This window comes from Streptomyces sp. R818 (assembly GCF_056172735.1).
Genome location: NZ_JAOCNE010000004.1, coordinates 1 through 16,928, shown reverse-complemented (window position 1 = coordinate 16,928; position 16,928 = coordinate 1). Strand labels below are relative to the sequence as shown.

Genomic DNA, 16,928 nt, shown 5'->3' with positions numbered 1-16,928 from the left:
TCCCGCTCAGCGCACAAACTCCCGCAGCTCATCGGCGAGGTGCGGGAGTGCGTCGAGGACGGTGCGCGGCGCGAACTCGTGGTCGGCGTAGTCGAACCCGGGCGTCACGACCTCCGCGACGAGGCCGTGCCGGGCGCCGTCGACCAGGTGCGACGCCTTCCACCAGCCGCCGGGCACGAGCAGGAAGCGCTCGGCGTCCGCGCCGAGGACGGTACGGGTGAGCGTGCCCTCCGTGTTCACGGTGACGTACTCCAGCGGGCCGCCGTCGATGAGGAAATGCAGGATGTCGCTGCGGTTGCGGTGCAGCACGCCGCTCGGCCGCGCCTCGTCGAGCAGGTAGTAGATGGACGTCGCCGAGGGGCGCGGGCCGTGCGCGGTCGCCGTCTCCCGCGGGCCGGAGTAGATGCGCCGGAACCAACCCCCTTCACCGTGCGGTTCGAGGCCGAGTTCGTGTCGCCAGTCGCGCACGGCGGGTCCTTTCTGCGGGGGAGCGGCCCCCTCTTGCGGGGGAGCGGCCCCCTTTTCGTGGGGCAGCGGTCTACGGTCCGTCGTCGGCACCGTACCGGCGGTGAACCGCCAACGCCGCGATCGACCCGCGTAGTTGACATGGCAGACTGAGCCCAAGGTCATCCGCCTTGTCCCGCTCTCGCGACGATGGAGTCCGCCCATGACGGCACCCGCCCCCCGGCCGAAGATCGACACCAGCCAGGCGCACCCCGCACGGGTCTACGACTGGCTGCTCGGCGGCAAGGACAACTACCCCGTCGACGAGGCCGTAGGGTCGCAGCTGCCGCCCGAGGCACGGGACGCGGCGCGGCAGAACCGCGAGTTCATGCACCGGGCGGCGGCCTGGCTCGCGTCGGAGGGAGTCGACCAGTTCCTCGACGTCGGCACCGGCATCCCGACCGCGCCGAACCTGCACCAGATCGTGCAGCGCGTCGTCCCCGCCGCCAAGGTCGTCTACACGGACAACGACCCCATCGTGCTGCGCCACGCGGAGGCCCTGCTCGTCTCCACCCCCGAGGGCAGGACCGACTACATCCAGGCCGACGTGCGCGACCCGAAGGCGATCCTGGAGCACGCCCGCACGATCCTCGACTTCGACCGCCCCATCGCGCTGTCGCTGATCGCGCTCATGCACTTCATCTCCGACGAGCAGAACCCGTACGACATCGTCTCCACGCTCGTCGACGCGCTGCCCTCCGGCAGCCACCTCGTCCTCTCGCACGCCTCGTCCGACATCTTCCCCGAGCTGTCGGACCAGGTGACCGCCGAGTACGCGAAGGGCGGCATCAAGCTCGGCTTCCGTACGCGCGACGGGGTGGCCCGGTTCCTGGAGGGCCTCGACCCCGTGGAGCCCGGTCTGGTGACGGCGCCCGAGTGGTTCCGCGAGGAGCCGGCGCCGCGGGCCGAGCCCAGCGGTATCTACGCGGTGGTGGCGCGCAAGCCCTGACGGACCGGACCCGCGAACGACGAAGCGGCGTGGCGATACACATCGCCACGCCGCTTCGTCGTTCGCGGAACGTTACCTATCGGTATGCATCGACTTGTTTGGCGATCAACAGTAGAACTCGTTCCCATTCCGTCGAGAGTGAGGAACCCACCATGACCCAGGCAACCCGTCCTGAAGTGGCCCGTAACGGAATCACCCGCCGCGGCTTCCTCGCAGGAACAGGTTCTCTTCTCGGCGCCCTGGCGCTGAGTGGCCGCGCCGTCGCCGACGGCGCCCGTGTCCCCGCCCTCGTCATCGGCACCGGGTACGGCGGATCCGTCGCCGCGCTGCGGCTCGCCGAGGCGGGCGTCGACGTGCAGATGGTGGAGATGGGCATGGCCTGGGACACCCCGGGCTCGGACGGCAAGATCTTCGCCAACACGACGAGCCCCGATTACAGATCGTTCTGGCTGAGAACCAGGACGAAGCAGCCACTGAGCAACTTCCTCGGCTTCCCCATCGACAAGGACGTCCCGAAGTACACCGGCATCCTCGACGCCGAGGACTTCGCGGGCATCACCGTCTACCAGGGGCGCGGGGTCGGCGGCGGCTCGCTGGTCAACGGCGGCATGGCCGTCACGCCGAAGCGGGAGAACTTCGGCGCCATCCTCCCGACCGTCGACGCGAACGAGATGTACGGCACGTACTACCCGCGCGCCAACGCCGGTCTGGGCGTCACCACCATCGACCCGGACTGGTTCGAGACCGCCGAGTGCTACCAGTACGCGCGCGTGGGCCGCAAGCACGCCCAGCGCTCGGACTTCCCGTTCGTCTTCGTGCCCGACGTGTACGACTGGGACTACATGAAGCAGGAGCAGGCGGGGACGGCGCCGAAGTCGGCGCTCGCCGGGGAGATCCTGTACGGCAACAACTACGGCAAGAAGTCCCTGCAGAAGACCTACCTCCCGCGCGCCAGGGCCACCGGCCGGGTCACCATCTCCCCGCTGCACAAGGTGGTCTCGGTCGTCCCCGCCTCCGGCGGCGGCTACACCGTACGCATCGAGCAGCTCTCCACGACCGGTGCCGTGACGGCCACCAAGGAGATCACCGCCGACCGCGTCTTCTTCGCGGCGGGCAGCGTCGGTACGAGCAAGCTGCTCACCAAGTTGAAGGCCACCGGCGCGCTGCCCGCGCTCAACGGCGAGATCGGCAAGGGCTGGGGCGACAACGGCAACGTGATGTGCGGCCGTGCCAACCACCTGTGGGACCCGACCGGTTCGCTCCAGTCGTCCATCCCGACCGCCGGCATCGACAACTGGGCGGCGGGCGGCGCCTTCGCCGAGGTCGCCCCGTTGCCGACCGGCATCGAGACGTACGCGTCGTTCTACCTGTCCATCACCAAGAACCCGAACCGCGCGCAGTTCTCGTACAACCCGTCGACCGGCGGCGTCGACCTGAACTGGCAGACGGCGTGGAAGCAGGCCGGGATCAACGCGGCCAAGACCATCTTCGACAAGATCAACGCGAAGGAGGGCACGATCTACCGCACCGACCTCTTCGGCGTGTACAAGATCTGGGGCGACCACCTGACGTACCACCCCCTCGGCGGCGCCGTCCTCGGCAAGGCGACCGACAACTACGGCCGCCTGCACGGCCATCCGGGCCTTTACGTCATCGACGGCGCGCTGATCCCGGGCAACACGAGCGTCAACCCGTTCGTGACAATCACGGCGCTCGCGGAGCGCAACATCGAGAAGATCATCGCCGTCGACCTGTGACGGCCGCGCCCTGTCCGGCCTCTAACCGGGCTCGGGCAGGGCGCACACCGAGTCGAGGCCGAGCACGTGGTTGAGGCGGCCGAACGCCAGCCAGGAGCCGATGGCCATGCTCAGCTCCACGATCTCCGCCTGGTTGTAGTGGGCGGTCATCCGCTGCCAGAACGCGTCGTCGAGCCCGTGATGGTCGAGGGTGTACCGCTCGGCATACTCGGCGGCGAGCCGCGTCCGGTCGTCGAACGCGGCGGTGTTCCGCCAGTCCTCCACCGCGTCGGCGAAGGACGCCTCGACCTTCTCGCCGTCCCGCTCGGTGCGCCAGTCCAGGCAGAACAGACAGCCGTTGATCTGCGCGACGCGCAGCCGGGCCGCCTCGAACTCGCGCAGGCCGAGGGAGGAGTGGTCGTAGACGGCCATCGAGAACTGGGCCGCCGCGGGCCCGATCCCGGGCACCATCGCGCCCCATACGTACGGGATGGGCTCCTCGCCGTCCGGAATGTCGATCATCATGACGCGATCCTCATGGCTAGGTCCTCATGGCTAGGTCCTTGTGGCTCGGTATGACGCGATCCTCATGGCCCGGTCCTTGTGACTCGGTGTGGCCCGGTCCTCACGGCTGCTTTCTCCCGAGCCGGCCGGTGGCGGGGAGCATGGGCACGTCGAGGGCGTCGTAGAGCCCCGGAGGCTGGTGCACGAGCCAGTCGACGGCGCCGACGAGCCGTCCCACGGCGGTCGCGTTGCCGCCCGCCGCGTGGTTGCCGCCCTCGTCGGTGGCCTGGACGGTGACCTCGATGCGCGGGCGGCCCTCGACGACGACGCGGTGCGCGCCGGCCCCGCCGCCGGGCGGCACCGGCCAGTCGGGTGCGCAGGACGGGTGGATGCGGGTGACGTGCTCGACGACGATGCGGACCTCACCGCCGACGATCCCCTGCACCTCGAAGCGGACCGCGCCCTGGGTGCCCGCCGCGAAGTCGCCCATGGCGGGGGTGGTGACGTCGGCTTCGAGGGGGCGGCGCTCCAGCGTCTCGCGGATCTCGTCGAGCTCGACGCCGAGGGCGCGGGCCATGAGCCGCAGCTGTCCGCCCCAGACCATGGTGGGGATGGTCTCGGCGAGCATCAGCGGCTCGTAGTCCATGGGATGCCCCATGCCGACGAGGTCACGGACCGAGTTCTCCTGGTCGTACGTCGAGTAGTCGAAGATCTCCTGGCAGCGCAGCACGTCGACGCGGGTGCCGAGGCCGCTGACCAGCAGAGGGAGCACGTCGTTGGCCCAGCCGGGGTCGACGCCCGACACGAACAGGCAGCCGCCGCCCGCCTCGATCGCGGCGTGCACCGGGTCGGTGAAGTCCGGGGGCGCGCTCCGGTGGTCGTAGAGGGGGTAGAGGGCCAGGCTGACGACGACGGCGCCGGTGCGCAGGGCGCGGCAGATGTCGGCGAGGGCGTCGTCGGGGCGCAGGTCGCCGGAGGCGGCGTAGACGACGGCACCCGGCCGGGCCGCGAGCACCGCGTCGACGTCGGTCGTCGCGGCGACACCGAGGGCGTGGCCGAGCCCGGCCAGGTCGCCCGCGTCGCGGCCGTCCTTGGCGGGGTCGTGCACGAGCACGCCGGAGAGTTCGAGCCCGGGGTGGGCGTCGACGGCTCGGATCGCCGCGCGGCCCACGTTGCCGGTGCCCCAGACCACCGTGGAAGTCATGCGGCGGAGCGTAACCTGACGGGGCGTCAGTTCATAGGTCTAGCGCGCCAGTTGGTGCAGGGCTGCGGTGAGGGCCTGCTCGGCGTAGGCGCGGCCGAAGAGGACCGTGTGCACGAGCAGCGGGAAGAGCTGGTGCAGCGGGACGCGGTCCCGCCAGCCGTCCGCGAGCGGCGCCGCCGCCTGGTAGCCGTCGACGATCCGGTCCAGGTGCGGGGCGCCGAACAGGTGCAGCATCGCGAGGTCGGTCTCGCGGTGGCCGCCGTGCGCGGCCGGGTCGATCAGCCACGCGGTGCCGTCCTCGGCCCACAGCAGGTTGCCGCTCCACAGGTCGCCGTGGAGGCGGGCGGGGGGTTCGGCGGGGCCGGCGAGGGCGGGGAGCCGGTCGAGAACCTTCTCGACGGTGTCGGACTCGGCGGGCGTGAGGGTGCCCGCGTCGACCGCGAGTCGTACGTACGGGAGTACGCGGTGCTCGGCGTACCAGCGGGGCCAGTCGTCGCCGGGGACGTTGTGCATCGGGGCGAGGCCGATGGCCGCGTCCGCCGGGCCGCCGGGGGGCGGGGCACCGAAGGCGGGGGCGCCGGTGGCGTGGAGCGCGGCGAGGTCGCGCCCGAACCGCTCGGCGCCCTGGGCTGTGGCCCGCCCCTCGGCCACGCGGTCGATCACCAGCCACTGGTCGGCGTCGCTGTCGTCGCCGTCATCGCTCTGCTCGTGCACCTCGGGTACGGCGACGGTGTGTGCGGCGGCGAGCCAGCGCAGCCCGGCGGCCTCGGCCCGCAACGCGCCCGGGACGCCGCCCCTCTCGGCGCGCTTGACCATCACCACGCGCCCGTCGTCGAGGGTGACCTCGCTGAGCTGGGCGGACCGGCGGCGCTCCGCGACGGCCCGGCGTCCGGTGCGGTGCGCTGCGGTGTCTGAGGGGTGGGACATGTGTCTCAGCGTACGGGGGTGGAGGTGTGGTTGACGGGGTGTGCGGGGCCCTGATCTGCTGCGCGGGGAAAGAGCGGGGAGGTTGCGCGTGCCGACGGTCCTGATGATCCAGCACACCCCGGGCGGCGGGCCCGGCCGGGTCGGCGCGTGGCTGCGCGAGGCGGGCCTGGACGTGCGGGTGCTGCGCCCGTACGAGGGTGAGGACCTGCCGGGCGCGCTCGGCGGGCGCCCGCTGGTCGTACTGGGGGGCGGCTACCTGCCGGACGACGACGAGCGCGCCCCCTGGCTCCCCGCCACCCGCGCTCTGGTGCGGCAGGCGCTCGCCGGCGCCACGCCCTTCCTCGGCATCTGTCTCGGCGGCCAGATGCTCGCGCAGGTCGCGGGCGGCACCGTACGCCCCGAACACGGCCGCCCCGAGTACGGCAGCACCCCGATCCACCTGCGCCCGGAGGCCGCGGACGACCCGCTCCTCCATGCCCTGGGCGACACGGTCCCCGCGATCGAACGCCACGTCGACGCCGTCACGCGGCTCCCACCCGGCGCGGCGTGGCTGGCCTCCAGCGAGGCGTGCCCGTACCAGGCGTTCCGGGTCGGAGCGCGGGCGTGGGGCGTCCAGTTCCACCCGGAGGCGGAGGCGTCCCGCATCGCGCACTGGGACCCCACGGGGCTCGCGGCGCGAGGTGTCGACCGGGACGTGCTGTATGCGCGTGCGCTGGTGGATGAAGGGGAGTCGGTCGCAGCGTGGGGGGAGTTCACGCGGCGGTTCGCGGGGGTGTGTTCGACGGGGGTGTCGGGTGGGTCGGAGTGAGGGAAACCTGTGGCGGGGCGGGCGTCTCCGGAGAGCTGATCGGTGCGGCCCCCGCGGCGCTGGGCGCGCGCCCGGCCGGACCGAACCTCAACCCCCCGTTCGCGCAGGCGCCCCCGCCGGCGCGGAACCCCGCTTCACCCGCTCCCGGCGGCCAAGCGGCGACACCGCGCTGGTCAGCACCCCCGCCAGCAACCCCCAGAACGCCGAGCCGATGCCCAGCAGGGTCACGCCGGAGGCCGTCGCCAGGAAGGTGACCACCGCGGCCTCGCGGGCCTTCGGGTCCGAGAGGGCCGAGGTCAGGGAGGCCTCGATCGTGGCCAGGAGGCCGATGCCCGCGATCGCCATGACCAAGGCGTGCGGCATCGCGACCAGGAGCGAGGCCACCGTCGCACCGAGCAGACCGACGCACAGGTAGAACACACCCGCCCAGACCGCCGCCAGGAAGCGGCGTTCGCGGTCCGGGTGGGCCTCCTCGCCCGTGCAGATCGCCGCGGTGATCGCCGCCAGGTTGATGCCGAACGCGCCGAACGGGGCGAGTACGGCCTGCACCGCCCCGGTCCACGTCAGCAGCGGCGAGACGGGAACCTCGTACCCGGAGCCGCGCAGCACCGCGACGCCGGGCAGGTTCTGCGAGGCCATCGTGACCACGAAGAGCGGGACCCCGACGCTGATCAGCACCTTCCAGTCGAACTCCGGCATTGTGAACACCGGTTGCGACAGGGACAGTTGGAGTCGCTCCAAGTGCCAGCCTCCTGTCAAGGCCGACGCCACGACGCCGCCGCCCAGGGCGAGCAGCACCGCGTACCGGGGGAGCAGCTTCCGCCCCAGCAGGTAGAGCACGAACATCGGGAACACCACCGCGAAACTGCCGTCCATCTCCGCGAACAGCCCCGTGCCGAACTGCAGCAGCACCCCCGCGAGCAGCGCCGCCGCGAGCGGCACGGGGATGCGGTCCATGACACGGGCGAACCATCCCGTCAGCCCGCTCGCCAGGATCAGCACCCCGCTGAAGACGAACGCCCCGATCGCCTTCCCCATCGACACCCCGCTGAGCCCGGTGGCGAGAAGCGCCGCGCCCGGCGTCGACCACGCGGTCACCACGGGCGCCCGGAACCGCAGCGACAGGCCGGCGCACGTGACGGCGAGGCCGACGCCGAGCGCCAGCATCCAGGACGAGATCTCCCGCGCGTCCGCCCCCGCGGCCCGCGCCGCGGTGAAGACGAGCGCCGCCGAACTGGTCACACCGACCGTGACGGCGATCAGCCCCGCCGCCACCGCAGAGGGCGGCGCGAGGGCGCGTATACGGGTGAGCGGGGCGAGGGGAGACATCGGGCAGTCGCTTTCCGTGCGGGTGCGTTTCGTGCGTTTTCTGCGCTCATGCGCTCTGCGCTCGTGCGTCACGGGCGTGGCGTTCTGTAAATGGAACGTTCTGTATGTGGAACGTTCTGTATGTGGAACACTAGGGACGCGGACGTCGAACCGTCAACCGAACAGACCAGCACCGGAGGGGCACAGCGATGGGTCTCCACGACGAAGTGGGCCGCAGGCTCAAGGCGCTGCGCCAGGAGCGAGGCCTGTCGTTGTCGGAGCTGGCCCGCCGCTCGGGCGTCGGCAAGGGCACCCTCTCCGAGCTGGAGAGCGGCCTGCGCAACCCCACCCTGGAGACGCTCTACGCCCTGACCACCGCCCTCGGCAGCCCGCTCTCCGCCGTCCTGGCCGACCCGCCGCAGGGCGTGCGCGAGGGCGCGGGCGGCGTCTCCGGAAGCGCCGTCACCGCCGTACTCCTGGAGCGGTACGAGGACGCCGACGCCGCCACCGACGTCTTCCGGGTCACCATCGCCGCCGGCGCCACCCAGGACTCGGCCGCACACGTACCGGGCACCACCGAGAGCCTGATGGTCCTGTCCGGGACCGCCGTCGTCGGCCTGCCCGACGCGCCGCGGACGGTCGGTCCGGGCGGCCACGCCCACTGGCGGGCCGACGCCCCGCACCGCTACGCCGCACCCCAAGGCGACGTCCACGGCATCCTCTTCGTGCGCTACCCGAGGACGGCCGGTTAGGACCCCGGGTCCGCCCCTCCGCACACCCGCAGCCCCACCGCCGTCCCGCACGGCAGATGCCCGTGCGTGGCGACGACTCCCTTGCCGGTCCCGTTGTCGATCGCGTACGCGAGGAAGCTGGACGCCAGCGAGTCGGCGGGCGGCCGGCCGTAGGTGTACGCGTACTCGATCGCGCGGTACGGATAGCCGCTGTCGGTGAGCCGGTCCGGGTCGGGCGTGCGCCCGTCGAGCGTGACGGGGTGCACTCCGCCCGGCGCGTCCGGCGGTGACGCGGCGCGCAGTTCGCTGTAGCCGATGGCGCCCGGGGTGCGGGCCACGGTGTCGAGCACCTGCCTCGTGGAGTCGAGCTCGCAGCGCAGCACGCGCGCGGCGCGGACCGTACGCGTCACGCAGTCGTCGGACGAGGCGGGCGGCTCGTCGGCGCCCGCGAGGACCCGCGCGGACAGCGCGCTGCGGGTGCCGGACCCGGAGGTGCGGCTGACCAGGACGACGGGCAGGTCGGGGCCGCCGAGCCGGTTCCAGTTGCGGATCTCGCCCCGGTAGATCCGGCGCACGTCGGCGACGGACAGGTTCGTCAGCCGTACGTCGTCGTGGACGAGCAGCGTGAACAGGGACACGGCGACGCGGCTCTCGCTGAGCGACGTGTAGCTCGCCGGACGCGGCCCGTCCGAGAACGCGACGACGGTCGCCCCGTCGTCGCCGGTGCCGCCGCCGGACAGGGCGAGTTCGCGGACCCCGGTGCGGCTGCCGTGCGCGGCCACCGTGATGTCGGGCCGGTCGTCGCAGTGCTCCCGGTACTTCTTCGCCAGCTCGGTCAGGACCGGCGCGAACGCCGTCGACCCCGTCAGCCGCAGCGACCCCGTCTCGCAGTCGTCCGGCAGCGGCGGCGGCACGAGCAGCGGCAGTGTGGCGGCCGCGATCAGCGCGAGGCCGAGCGCGACCGTCGTCCAGCGGGCCTGCCTGCTGAACACCGGCGGCTTCTCGTCCGGGGTGAGGCTGTGGTTCTCGTGGAGCGTGCCGTCCTTGAGGTCGCCGGTGACGGCGACCCGGTCGCCCTCCTGCCCCCCGGTCAGCAGGACCAGGATCTTGTAGTGCGCGCCCGGCTTCAGCGGTACGCGCGGAATGCGCAGGGTGCTGGGCCCGGCGACGAGCAGCCCCGGCTGGTTCTCGAAGTAGCCCATCAGGTTGGCGTGTTCCTCGGGCAGTGTCACGTCCTGCGCCTCGATGCGCCGGCCCGGGAACTCGGCGGTCAGCCCGTACTGCGTCGAGGGGTCGATGTAGTCCGACTCCTCGATGTGGCGCGAGCCGTCGTTCTCGATGCGCAGGAGCACGAGCGTCGCGTCGCGCATCGCGGGCAGGTCGTTGAAGAGCCCGAGCCGCGGATCGGCCTCGCTGGCCTGCCCGTTGTGCCCTATCGCGATGTCCATCTGCTTGCGGAACCCGATCCGCCTGCTGCGCCGCGCCCGCCGGTCCGCGACGAACGGCGTGACGATCGAGACGGCACCGAGCAGCAGCCCCGCGGCGGTGAGGGAGATCTCGAGCCAGCTCATGGAGTGACGGTACGGACCCGCCGCGCGCGGCGGCGGGCCGTGCCGCCCGGCTTCGCCGAGTGTTCGTCAGGTGTTCAACCGCTCGCGGCGGGTACGGCAGTGGGGCCGCATGTTCACGCTCCCGTCGTCGAGCCGGGGCGGACGATCATCAGAACGGTGACCGTCGCCCACAGCAGGTTGAACACGCCGGTGAGCGCCGCCAGTTGCGACGCGCTCCGAGCGACGGGCGACCCCTCGGACTGTCGCACCGCGCCCAGCGCCGCCTCCTGCGCGGGAAGGATCAGCAGCGCCAGGACACCGGCCGCCACGGCCGTCAGCACGATCGAGACGATCAGCCAGGCGCTGCCGAGCACACCCAGGCTGCTCGCCGTCGCGAACCCGAACAGCGGTACGGCGACACCGATCCCGGCGTAGACCCGGCAGATGCGGTGCAGCGTGCCCAGCGTCGACACCGGTTCGGCCGCACGCGGCGACGCGAGCGCCTGCCGCCAGGTCCTGGGGAACATGCTCGCGGCGACGGTGACCGGCCCCACGGTCAGGACAGCGGCGAGGACGTGCAGACTGAGCAGGAACTTCGTCATGGTCAGCGGCCCGCGCCCGGAGCGTCGGCGCGGCGCACGCCGCTGACCTTCGAGGCGGGCAGCCGCCCCGCGCGCGAAGTGCCGGTCATGGCCGATCCGTCGACGGTCACGGTGAACACCAGGTTCAGCCGCATGGGCCGGGTGACGGCCTGTTTCCAGCTGAGCCGGTCGCCGGTCAGCGACACCTCCGTGAGCGGTACCTCCTGGCCCGCCCCGTGCGCGGTGCCGGTGATTCCGGAGCCGTCCTCACGCAGCTCCACGACGGCGTCGATCGTGCCGATCGGGGTCGTGACGGACAGGTCCCAGATGCCTTCGACGGACATGTTCTCTTCTCTCTTGACTCAACGGGGTGCGGGTGCGGCGGATCGGGTGGGCGGTCAGAACGCGACGGGCGCCGGGCCCTCGGCGCGCCACACCGTGCCCCGGCGCTCATGGGCGAACAACTCCTCGACGGCGTGCGCGACTTGCGGCCCGACCTCGCGCTCAAGGAGGTGCAGGGCCAGGTCGAGGCCGGAGGTGACACCGGCGCCGGTGACCAGGGCGCCGTCGTCGACGACGCGGGCCCGCACCGCGTGCGTGCCGGTGGCGTCGAGCAGGTCGAGGCCCATGTGGTGCGTGGTGGCGTGGCGGCCCTCGATGAGTCCGGCGAGGGCCAGGACGAGCGAGCCGCCGCAGACGGTGGCGACCGTCACCTCGGGGTTGTCCATCGCGGCCCCGAGCAGCGCCGGGAGGCCGGTGTCCAGGGTGCGGCCGAGCAGGACGGGGATGGTGGGCCCGGCGGTGCCGCTCTCCTCGACCGGCCCCGAGGCGCCGGGCACCAGGACGGGGATGGTGGGCCCGGCGGTGCCGCTCTCCTCGACCGGCCCCGAGGCGCCGGGCACCAGGACGACTCCGGCGCGCTCCGGGTCGAGAGCGCCGGTCGCCCGCAGCGTGAGCCCGCCGGTGCCGCCGACCACCTCGCGCGGCCCCTCGGCGGAGACCAGCTCCACGCCGACGGCGCCGCCGGACGCGGCGCCACCCGCGTGCAGGACCTCGAACGGGGCGACGACGTCGAGGGGATCGAAACCGTCGAACAGGACGATCTGGACGTGCATGGGGGAGGTTCCTCCGCGTGGGCGACCGGCCCGGTCCGCGCCGGGCTCGACGCCGACGCTAATCAGCCGCGAAGATCCCTCCCAGTGGCATTAACGCCGACTGTCAACGGGATAACGCCAGCACCTTTACCAGTACGCCCCGCCCTGCTGGCCAGACATCCAGACCTGTCCGTAATCCCGCGCCGCGCTATGTTCTCGCCATGCACCTCGTCACCGTCCTCGCACTCGACCACGTGATCCCCTTCGACCTGTCCACCCCGATCGAGGTGTTCAGCCGCACCCGTCTCCCCGACGGCAGGCCCGGCTACCAGGTCCGGGTGTGCGCCGAGCGGGAGGACGTGGACGCGGGCACCTTCACGCTCCGCGCGCACCGGGGCCTGGAGGGGCTGAAGGGCGCCGACACGATCATCGTGCCCGGCACGGCGGCGCCCACCGCCCCGCTGTCACCGGCCGTCCGCGACGCCCTCAGGGACGCGGCCGCGCGAGGCACCCGTATCGCCTCCATCTGCGCGGGCACCTTCCCGCTCGCCGCGACCGGGCTGCTCGACGGGCTGCGCGCGACAACGCACTGGATCGCGGCGGACCTGCTCGCCGCCACGTACCCGGAGGTGAAGGTCGACCCCGACGTCCTCTACGTCGACAACGGGCAGATCCTCACCTCGGCCGGTGCCGCTGCGGGGCTCGATCTGTGCCTGCACATGATCCGCCGCGACTACGGTTCGGCGGTGGCCGCCGACGCGGCCCGGCTCTCCGTCATGCCGCTCGAACGGGAAGGCGGCCAGGCGCAGTTCATCGTCCACGACCACACACCGACGCCCACGCCGCAGGGCGCCTCCTTCGAGCCCCTGCTCGACTGGCTCCGCGACCACCTGGACAGCGAGCTGACCCTCGCCGACATCGCCGTCCGCGCCGGAGTCAGTACCCGTACGCTCATGCGGCGCTTCCGTGAGCAGACCGGCACCACCCCTCTGCAGTGGCTGCACCGCGCCCGCATCCGGCAGGCGCAGCACCTGCTTGAAACCACCGGGCATCCCGTGGAGCGGATCGCCGCGCAGGTCGGCTTCGGTTCGCCGACCGCGTTCCGCGACCGGTTCAAGCGCACGACGGGCGTCAGCCCACAGGCGTACCGCCGGACCTTCGGCTAGACACTCTCGCCGTCCGCGTCCACGGACTCCCGCAGCCGCGCGCTCGCCATCCGCATGTGTTCGGCCATCGCCAGGTCCGCCGCCTCCGGGTCCCGGTCGCGGATCGCCTTCAGCACGGCGTCGTGCTCGCACAGGGTGCCGCTGACCGTGCCCTCGATGTCGCTGACCCGCTCCATCCACACCTGGAGCAGCGCCCGGATGGAGTGCAGGATGTCGCTGAGGACCGTGTTGCGGGCGATGCTCGCGCACTCCAGGTGGAAGGCGATGTCGGCGTCGATGAACGCCTTGACGTCGCTGCCCGCCTCCCGCATGTGGCGCAGGTGCTCCTCCAGGCGGGCCACGTCCTCGTCCGTCGCCCGCTCGGCGGCGAGCCGCGCCGACACGCCCTCCATGTAGGTGCGGACCTCGACCAGGTCCCTCGTCCGGCGCTGACCCAGCATCAGGCCCCAGTTGATGGCGCGCGGCAGGAACTCCGAGGTGCCCTCGCGCACGTACGAGCCCGAGCCCGGGCGGATCTCGATGATGCCGAGCACGTCGAGCGCGGACAGCGCGCCCCGGACGCTGGAGCGGGCGACGCCGAGCGCCTCGGCGAGCTGGCGCTCGGCGGGCAGCCGGGTGCCCGGCCGGATGTTGCCCGCGGAGAGGTGGTCGAGGAGGCGCTTGGCGACCTCGCTCACCGACGACTCACGCACGACGGGGCGCAGGAGTTGGGCGAGGTCGGGCTGGTCACCGGGCGTGGCGGAGGCGGGCTGACTGGTCACGGTCACCAGTAGACCAGACGGTCGCCCGCCCCCTCGCGCGTCACCCCTGGCAGGCGGCTTTGTCAAGGGTTCAACCAGCGTCGGCAAGTGCGACGCTCGCCACATTGGTAAATTGGTGACCAATTTGGAATTCCGGCATAGCGTGACACGCAGATCGGCCCCCACCGGCGTGGACAGCCTCCGCTGCCCGCCGCTCGCGCCGAGAGTGACCCAAGTCCGGACAGAGCTGTCCGGCGAGCCGAGGAGTCGCCATGCCTGCCAGCACCGCGCCGCCCGTGACGACGGAGGCGAGATCAGCCGTCGAGACGTCGGCGATCAAGAAGATCTCGATCCGTCTCGTCCCGTTCGTGGCCCTGATGTTCTTCGTGAACTATCTGGACCGCACCGCGGTGTCGTTCGCCGAGCCCAACGGGATGGGCCAGGACCTGGCCCTGACCGCCGCCCAGTTCGGCTTCGCCTCCGGGATCTTCTTCCTCGGCTACATCGTCCTGGAAGTCCCCAGCAACATGGCCCTGCACCGGTTCGGCGCCCGCCGCTGGCTGGCCCGGATCATGGTCACCTGGGGCATCGTGTCCCTGCTCTTCACCTGGGTGAACAGCAGCGGCGGCCTCTACACGCTGCGCTTCCTGCTCGGCGTCGCCGAGGCCGGCTTCTTCCCCGGCGCGATCCTCTTCCTGAGCCAGTGGGTGCCGAGCCGCCACCGCACCAAGATCCTCGGCCTCTTCTACCTCGCCCAGCCGCTGACCACGGTCTTCGGCGCCCCGCTCGCGGGCTGGCTGATCGGCCACCACGGCCTGTTCGGCCTGGAGGGCTGGCGCGTGATGTTCCTGTTCGTGTCGATCCCGGCGATCCTGCTCGGCGTCATCGCCTGGTTCTACCTGATCGACCGCCCCGCCGACGCGAAGTGGCTGACGCCGTCCGAGCGCGACTGGCTCACCAAGGAACTGGCCGCCGAGAACGCCGAGAAGACCGGCCACGAGGGCGCGCACGCCAAGGGCGACCTAAAGCGGGCCTTCACCAACACCCGCGTCTGGATCCTCGCCGTCGTCTACTTCGGCTTCGTCTACGGGCTCTACGCGCTCGCGTTCTTCCTGCCGACGATCATCAACGGCTTCCAGGACCAGTACGACACCACGTTCAGCGTGATGGACAAGGCCTGGATCACCGCGATCCCGTACCTGCCCGCAGCCGTCGTCCTCTTCTTCTGGACCCGGCACGCCACCAAGCACTCCACCCGCACCTGGCACGTGGCAGGCCCCGCGATCGTCGGCGGCGTCACCATCCCGCTCGCCCTGTACATGGGCTCGCCCGCCGCCACCGTCGCCGTCATCACGGTCACCGCCTGCTCGATCTTCGCCGCGCTCCCGGTCTTCTGGGCCGTCCCCTCCCGCTTCCTCACGGGCGCGGCGGCAGCGGCCGGCATCGCCCTGATCAACACGGCGGGCAACATCGCGGGCTTCGCCTCCAGCTACATCACCGGCTGGCTCAAGGACTGGACCGGCGCCTACTACGTGCCGCTCTACCTCGTCGGCGCCTTCATGCTGCTCTCCGCCGCGCTGATGATCTGGCTCGCCGCCCGCACCCCCGCCGACCCGCACTCCCCGTCCACCACCCCTGTACTCGCGGAGAACCAGCGATGACCCGCCTCTACAACGACCCCGCCGCCTTCGCCGACGAAGCCCTCGAAGGGTTCGCCGCCGCCCATCGCCGCTGGGTGCGCCCCGTCCCCGGCGGCGTGGTGCGGGCCACCGCGAAGACGCCGGGCCAGGTGGCTGTGGTCATCGGCGGCGGCTCCGGGCACTACCCGGCCTTCTCGGGCCTGGTCGGCCAGGGCCTCGCGCACGGCGCCGCCGTCGGCAACGTCTTCGCCTCGCCCTCCGCCCAGCAGATACGCAACGTGGCGCGGGCCGCCGAGTCCGGCGGCGGCGTCCTCCTCCTCTACGGCAACTACGCGGGCGACGTGCTCCACTTCGGCCAGGCCGCCGAACGCCTCACCGCCGAGTCCGTCCCCACCCGCACCTTCGCCGTCACCGACGACCTCTCCAGCGCCGCCCCCGACGAGGCCCACAAGCGCCGGGGCATCGCGGGCGACCTGCCCGTCTTCAAGGCCGCCGCGGCCGCCGCCGAGCAGGGACTGTCCCTCGACGAGGTGGCCGACGCCGCCGCGCACGCGAACGCCCGCACCCGCTCCTTCGGCATCGCCTTCTCCGGCTGCACCCTGCCCGGCGCGGACCACCCGCTGTTCTCCGTGCCCGAGGACCGGATGGCCGTCGGCCTCGGCATCCACGGCGAACCCGGCATCGGCGAAGCCGCCGTGCCCACCGCCGACGAGGCCGCCGAGCTCCTCGTCTCCACGCTTCTGAAGGAGCTGCCCGAGGGTGTCGACGCCCCGGACGGGCAGCGCGCCGCCGTCATCCTGAACGGCCTCGGCTCCGTCAAGTACGAGGAGCTGTTCGTCGTCTACCGGCGTGTGGCCCAGCTCCTCGCCGAGGCGGGCGTCCAGGCGGTCGACCCCGAGGTCGGCGAACTCGTCACCAGCTTCGACATGGCCGGTGTCTCCCTCACCCTGACCTGGCTCGACACCACCCTCGAACCGCTGTGGACCGCCCCGGCCGACACCCCCGCCTACCGCAAGGGCGCCGTCCCCGCCGCCGCAGCGGTCGCCGAGGAGGAGGTGTACGAGGCCGAGCCCGGCACCGCGCCCTGCGCCCAGGCGAGCGAGGAGTCCCGCCGGGCCGCCGCCACCGCCCTCGACGCCCTGCGGCTGCTCGCGGAGACCGTCGACACGCACGCCGACGAACTCGGCCGCATCGACGCCGTCGCCGGGGACGGCGACCACGGCATCGGCATGCGGCGCGGCTCGGGCGCCGCCTACGCCGCCGCGCGCGAGGCCGATGAGGCAGGGGCCGGCGCCCGTACGCTCCTGACCGCCGCCGGTGACGCCTGGGCCGACAAGGCCGGCGGCACCTCGGGCGCCCTGTGGGGCATCGTCCTGCGCGCCCTCGCCGACGCGCTCGGCGACACCGGACGGCCGACCCCGGCGTCCGTCGCCCACGGAGTCCTGAAGGCGTCGGAGAACGTCCGCCGGACCGGCGGCGCCGAGGT

Annotated in this window: 17 protein-coding genes; 7 read left to right on the top strand and 10 right to left on the bottom strand. The window is 72.3% G+C overall.

Going from position 1 to position 16,928, the window contains the following annotated elements:
• Positions 1-6 precede the first annotated feature (6 nt).
• Entirely contained in the window at positions 7-468 is a 462-nt protein-coding gene (locus N5I75_RS12975) for a cupin domain-containing protein (RefSeq protein WP_476677064.1), read from the bottom strand.
• Positions 469-667: 199 nt separating this feature from the next.
• Between N5I75_RS12975 and N5I75_RS12970 the strand changes: the two genes are divergently transcribed.
• Both N5I75_RS12970 and N5I75_RS12965 read left to right on the top strand, forming a co-directional pair.
• Entirely contained in the window at positions 668-1,453 is a 786-nt protein-coding gene (locus N5I75_RS12970; protein WP_476677062.1) for an SAM-dependent methyltransferase, read from the top strand.
• Positions 1,454-1,605: 152 nt separating this feature from the next.
• Positions 1,606-3,210 (top strand): GMC oxidoreductase, encoded by a 1,605-nt coding sequence (locus N5I75_RS12965; protein ID WP_476677060.1) that lies wholly within the window; start codon positions 1,606-1,608, stop codon positions 3,208-3,210.
• A gap of 21 nt (positions 3,211-3,231) precedes the next feature.
• On the opposite strand, the gene N5I75_RS12960 is transcribed toward N5I75_RS12965, so the two are convergent.
• The 3 genes from N5I75_RS12960 to N5I75_RS12950 all read right to left on the bottom strand — a co-directional run bounded on the left by N5I75_RS12960 (position 3,232) and on the right by N5I75_RS12950 (position 5,824).
• Positions 3,232-3,714, bottom strand: a complete 483-nt coding sequence (locus tag N5I75_RS12960) for a carboxymuconolactone decarboxylase family protein (RefSeq protein ID WP_476677059.1) — start codon at positions 3,712-3,714, stop codon at positions 3,232-3,234.
• 100 nt (positions 3,715-3,814) lie between these two features.
• Positions 3,815-4,897 (bottom strand): NAD(P)H-dependent amine dehydrogenase family protein, encoded by a 1,083-nt coding sequence (locus N5I75_RS12955; protein ID WP_476677057.1) that lies wholly within the window; start codon positions 4,895-4,897, stop codon positions 3,815-3,817.
• A gap of 39 nt (positions 4,898-4,936) precedes the next feature.
• Positions 4,937-5,824 carry a fructosamine kinase family protein gene (locus N5I75_RS12950; RefSeq protein WP_476677055.1) on the bottom strand — a complete coding sequence of 296 codons (888 nt, stop codon included), beginning with the start codon at positions 5,822-5,824 and terminating at the stop codon, positions 4,937-4,939.
• Positions 5,825-5,927: 103 nt separating this feature from the next.
• On the opposite strand from N5I75_RS12950, the gene N5I75_RS12945 reads away from it, so the two are divergent.
• A complete protein-coding gene (locus N5I75_RS12945) occupies positions 5,928-6,632 on the top strand; it encodes a type 1 glutamine amidotransferase (protein WP_476677866.1) in 705 nt (234 codons plus the stop codon).
• Between the two features lie 87 nt (positions 6,633-6,719).
• On the opposite strand, the gene N5I75_RS12940 is transcribed toward N5I75_RS12945, so the two are convergent.
• Positions 6,720-7,961: a benzoate/H(+) symporter BenE family transporter gene (locus N5I75_RS12940; protein WP_476677054.1), complete on the bottom strand. Its 1,242-nt coding sequence runs from the start codon at positions 7,959-7,961 to the stop codon at positions 6,720-6,722.
• Between the two features lie 188 nt (positions 7,962-8,149).
• Here N5I75_RS12940 and N5I75_RS12935 point away from each other — a divergent pair, with 188 nt between their 5' ends.
• Positions 8,150-8,692, top strand: a complete 543-nt coding sequence (locus tag N5I75_RS12935) for a helix-turn-helix domain-containing protein (protein ID WP_476677052.1) — start codon at positions 8,150-8,152, stop codon at positions 8,690-8,692.
• Here the strand turns inward: N5I75_RS12935 and N5I75_RS12930 are convergent.
• The 4 genes from N5I75_RS12930 to N5I75_RS12915 form a co-directional block, all read right to left on the bottom strand.
• The gene (locus tag N5I75_RS12930) at positions 8,689-10,242 is read right to left on the bottom strand and encodes a substrate-binding domain-containing protein (protein ID WP_476677050.1); all 1,554 of its coding nucleotides are present in this window, start codon (positions 10,240-10,242) and stop codon (positions 8,689-8,691) included. The genes N5I75_RS12935 and N5I75_RS12930 overlap by 4 nt on opposite strands.
• A gap of 113 nt (positions 10,243-10,355) precedes the next feature.
• Entirely contained in the window at positions 10,356-10,823 is a 468-nt protein-coding gene (locus N5I75_RS12925; RefSeq protein WP_476677048.1) for a hypothetical protein, read from the bottom strand.
• A gap of 2 nt (positions 10,824-10,825) precedes the next feature.
• Positions 10,826-11,146 (bottom strand): hypothetical protein, encoded by a 321-nt coding sequence (locus N5I75_RS12920; RefSeq protein ID WP_476677047.1) that lies wholly within the window; start codon positions 11,144-11,146, stop codon positions 10,826-10,828.
• 54 nt (positions 11,147-11,200) lie between these two features.
• Entirely contained in the window at positions 11,201-11,917 is a 717-nt protein-coding gene (locus tag N5I75_RS12915; protein WP_476677046.1) for a DJ-1/PfpI family protein, read from the bottom strand.
• A gap of 200 nt (positions 11,918-12,117) precedes the next feature.
• Here N5I75_RS12915 and N5I75_RS12910 point away from each other — a divergent pair, with 200 nt between their 5' ends.
• On the top strand, positions 12,118-13,062 hold the full coding sequence (locus N5I75_RS12910; protein ID WP_476677044.1) for a GlxA family transcriptional regulator: 945 nt from the start codon (positions 12,118-12,120) through the stop codon (positions 13,060-13,062).
• Here the strand turns inward: N5I75_RS12910 and N5I75_RS12905 are convergent.
• On the bottom strand, positions 13,059-13,829 hold the full coding sequence (locus N5I75_RS12905; protein ID WP_476677042.1) for a FadR/GntR family transcriptional regulator: 771 nt from the start codon (positions 13,827-13,829) through the stop codon (positions 13,059-13,061). The two genes, N5I75_RS12910 and N5I75_RS12905, sit on opposite strands and share 4 nt — an antisense overlap.
• Before the next feature lie 245 nt (positions 13,830-14,074).
• On the opposite strand from N5I75_RS12905, the gene N5I75_RS12900 reads away from it, so the two are divergent.
• Together N5I75_RS12900 and N5I75_RS12895 are read left to right on the top strand one after the other, a co-directional pair.
• Entirely contained in the window at positions 14,075-15,463 is a 1,389-nt protein-coding gene (locus tag N5I75_RS12900; protein ID WP_476677040.1) for an MFS transporter, read from the top strand.
• A partial coding sequence (locus N5I75_RS12895) for a dihydroxyacetone kinase family protein (RefSeq protein ID WP_476677038.1) occupies positions 15,460-16,928 on the top strand: 1,469 nt, incomplete at its 3' end. The genes N5I75_RS12900 and N5I75_RS12895, both read left to right, overlap by 4 nt.

Coding starts and splice junctions, on each gene's coding strand:
- N5I75_RS12970 (WP_476677062.1), top strand. CDS start 668: ATGACGGCACCCGCCCCCCGGCCGAAGATCGACACCAGCCAGGCGCAC.
- N5I75_RS12965 (WP_476677060.1), top strand. CDS start 1,606: ATGACCCAGGCAACCCGTCCTGAAGTGGCCCGTAACGGAATCACCCGC.
- N5I75_RS12960 (WP_476677059.1), bottom strand. CDS start 3,714: ATGATGATCGACATTCCGGACGGCGAGGAGCCCATCCCGTACGTATGG.
- N5I75_RS12955 (WP_476677057.1), bottom strand. CDS start 4,897: ATGACTTCCACGGTGGTCTGGGGCACCGGCAACGTGGGCCGCGCGGCG.
- N5I75_RS12950 (WP_476677055.1), bottom strand. CDS start 5,824: ATGTCCCACCCCTCAGACACCGCAGCGCACCGCACCGGACGCCGGGCC.
- N5I75_RS12945 (WP_476677866.1), top strand. CDS start 5,928: ATGATCCAGCACACCCCGGGCGGCGGGCCCGGCCGGGTCGGCGCGTGG.
- N5I75_RS12940 (WP_476677054.1), bottom strand. CDS start 7,961: ATGTCTCCCCTCGCCCCGCTCACCCGTATACGCGCCCTCGCGCCGCCC.
- N5I75_RS12935 (WP_476677052.1), top strand. CDS start 8,150: ATGGGTCTCCACGACGAAGTGGGCCGCAGGCTCAAGGCGCTGCGCCAG.
- N5I75_RS12930 (WP_476677050.1), bottom strand. CDS start 10,242: ATGAGCTGGCTCGAGATCTCCCTCACCGCCGCGGGGCTGCTGCTCGGT.
- N5I75_RS12925 (WP_476677048.1), bottom strand. CDS start 10,823: ATGACGAAGTTCCTGCTCAGTCTGCACGTCCTCGCCGCTGTCCTGACC.
- N5I75_RS12920 (WP_476677047.1), bottom strand. CDS start 11,146: ATGTCCGTCGAAGGCATCTGGGACCTGTCCGTCACGACCCCGATCGGC.
- N5I75_RS12915 (WP_476677046.1), bottom strand. CDS start 11,917: ATGCACGTCCAGATCGTCCTGTTCGACGGTTTCGATCCCCTCGACGTC.
- N5I75_RS12910 (WP_476677044.1), top strand. CDS start 12,118: ATGCACCTCGTCACCGTCCTCGCACTCGACCACGTGATCCCCTTCGAC.
- N5I75_RS12900 (WP_476677040.1), top strand. CDS start 14,075: ATGCCTGCCAGCACCGCGCCGCCCGTGACGACGGAGGCGAGATCAGCC.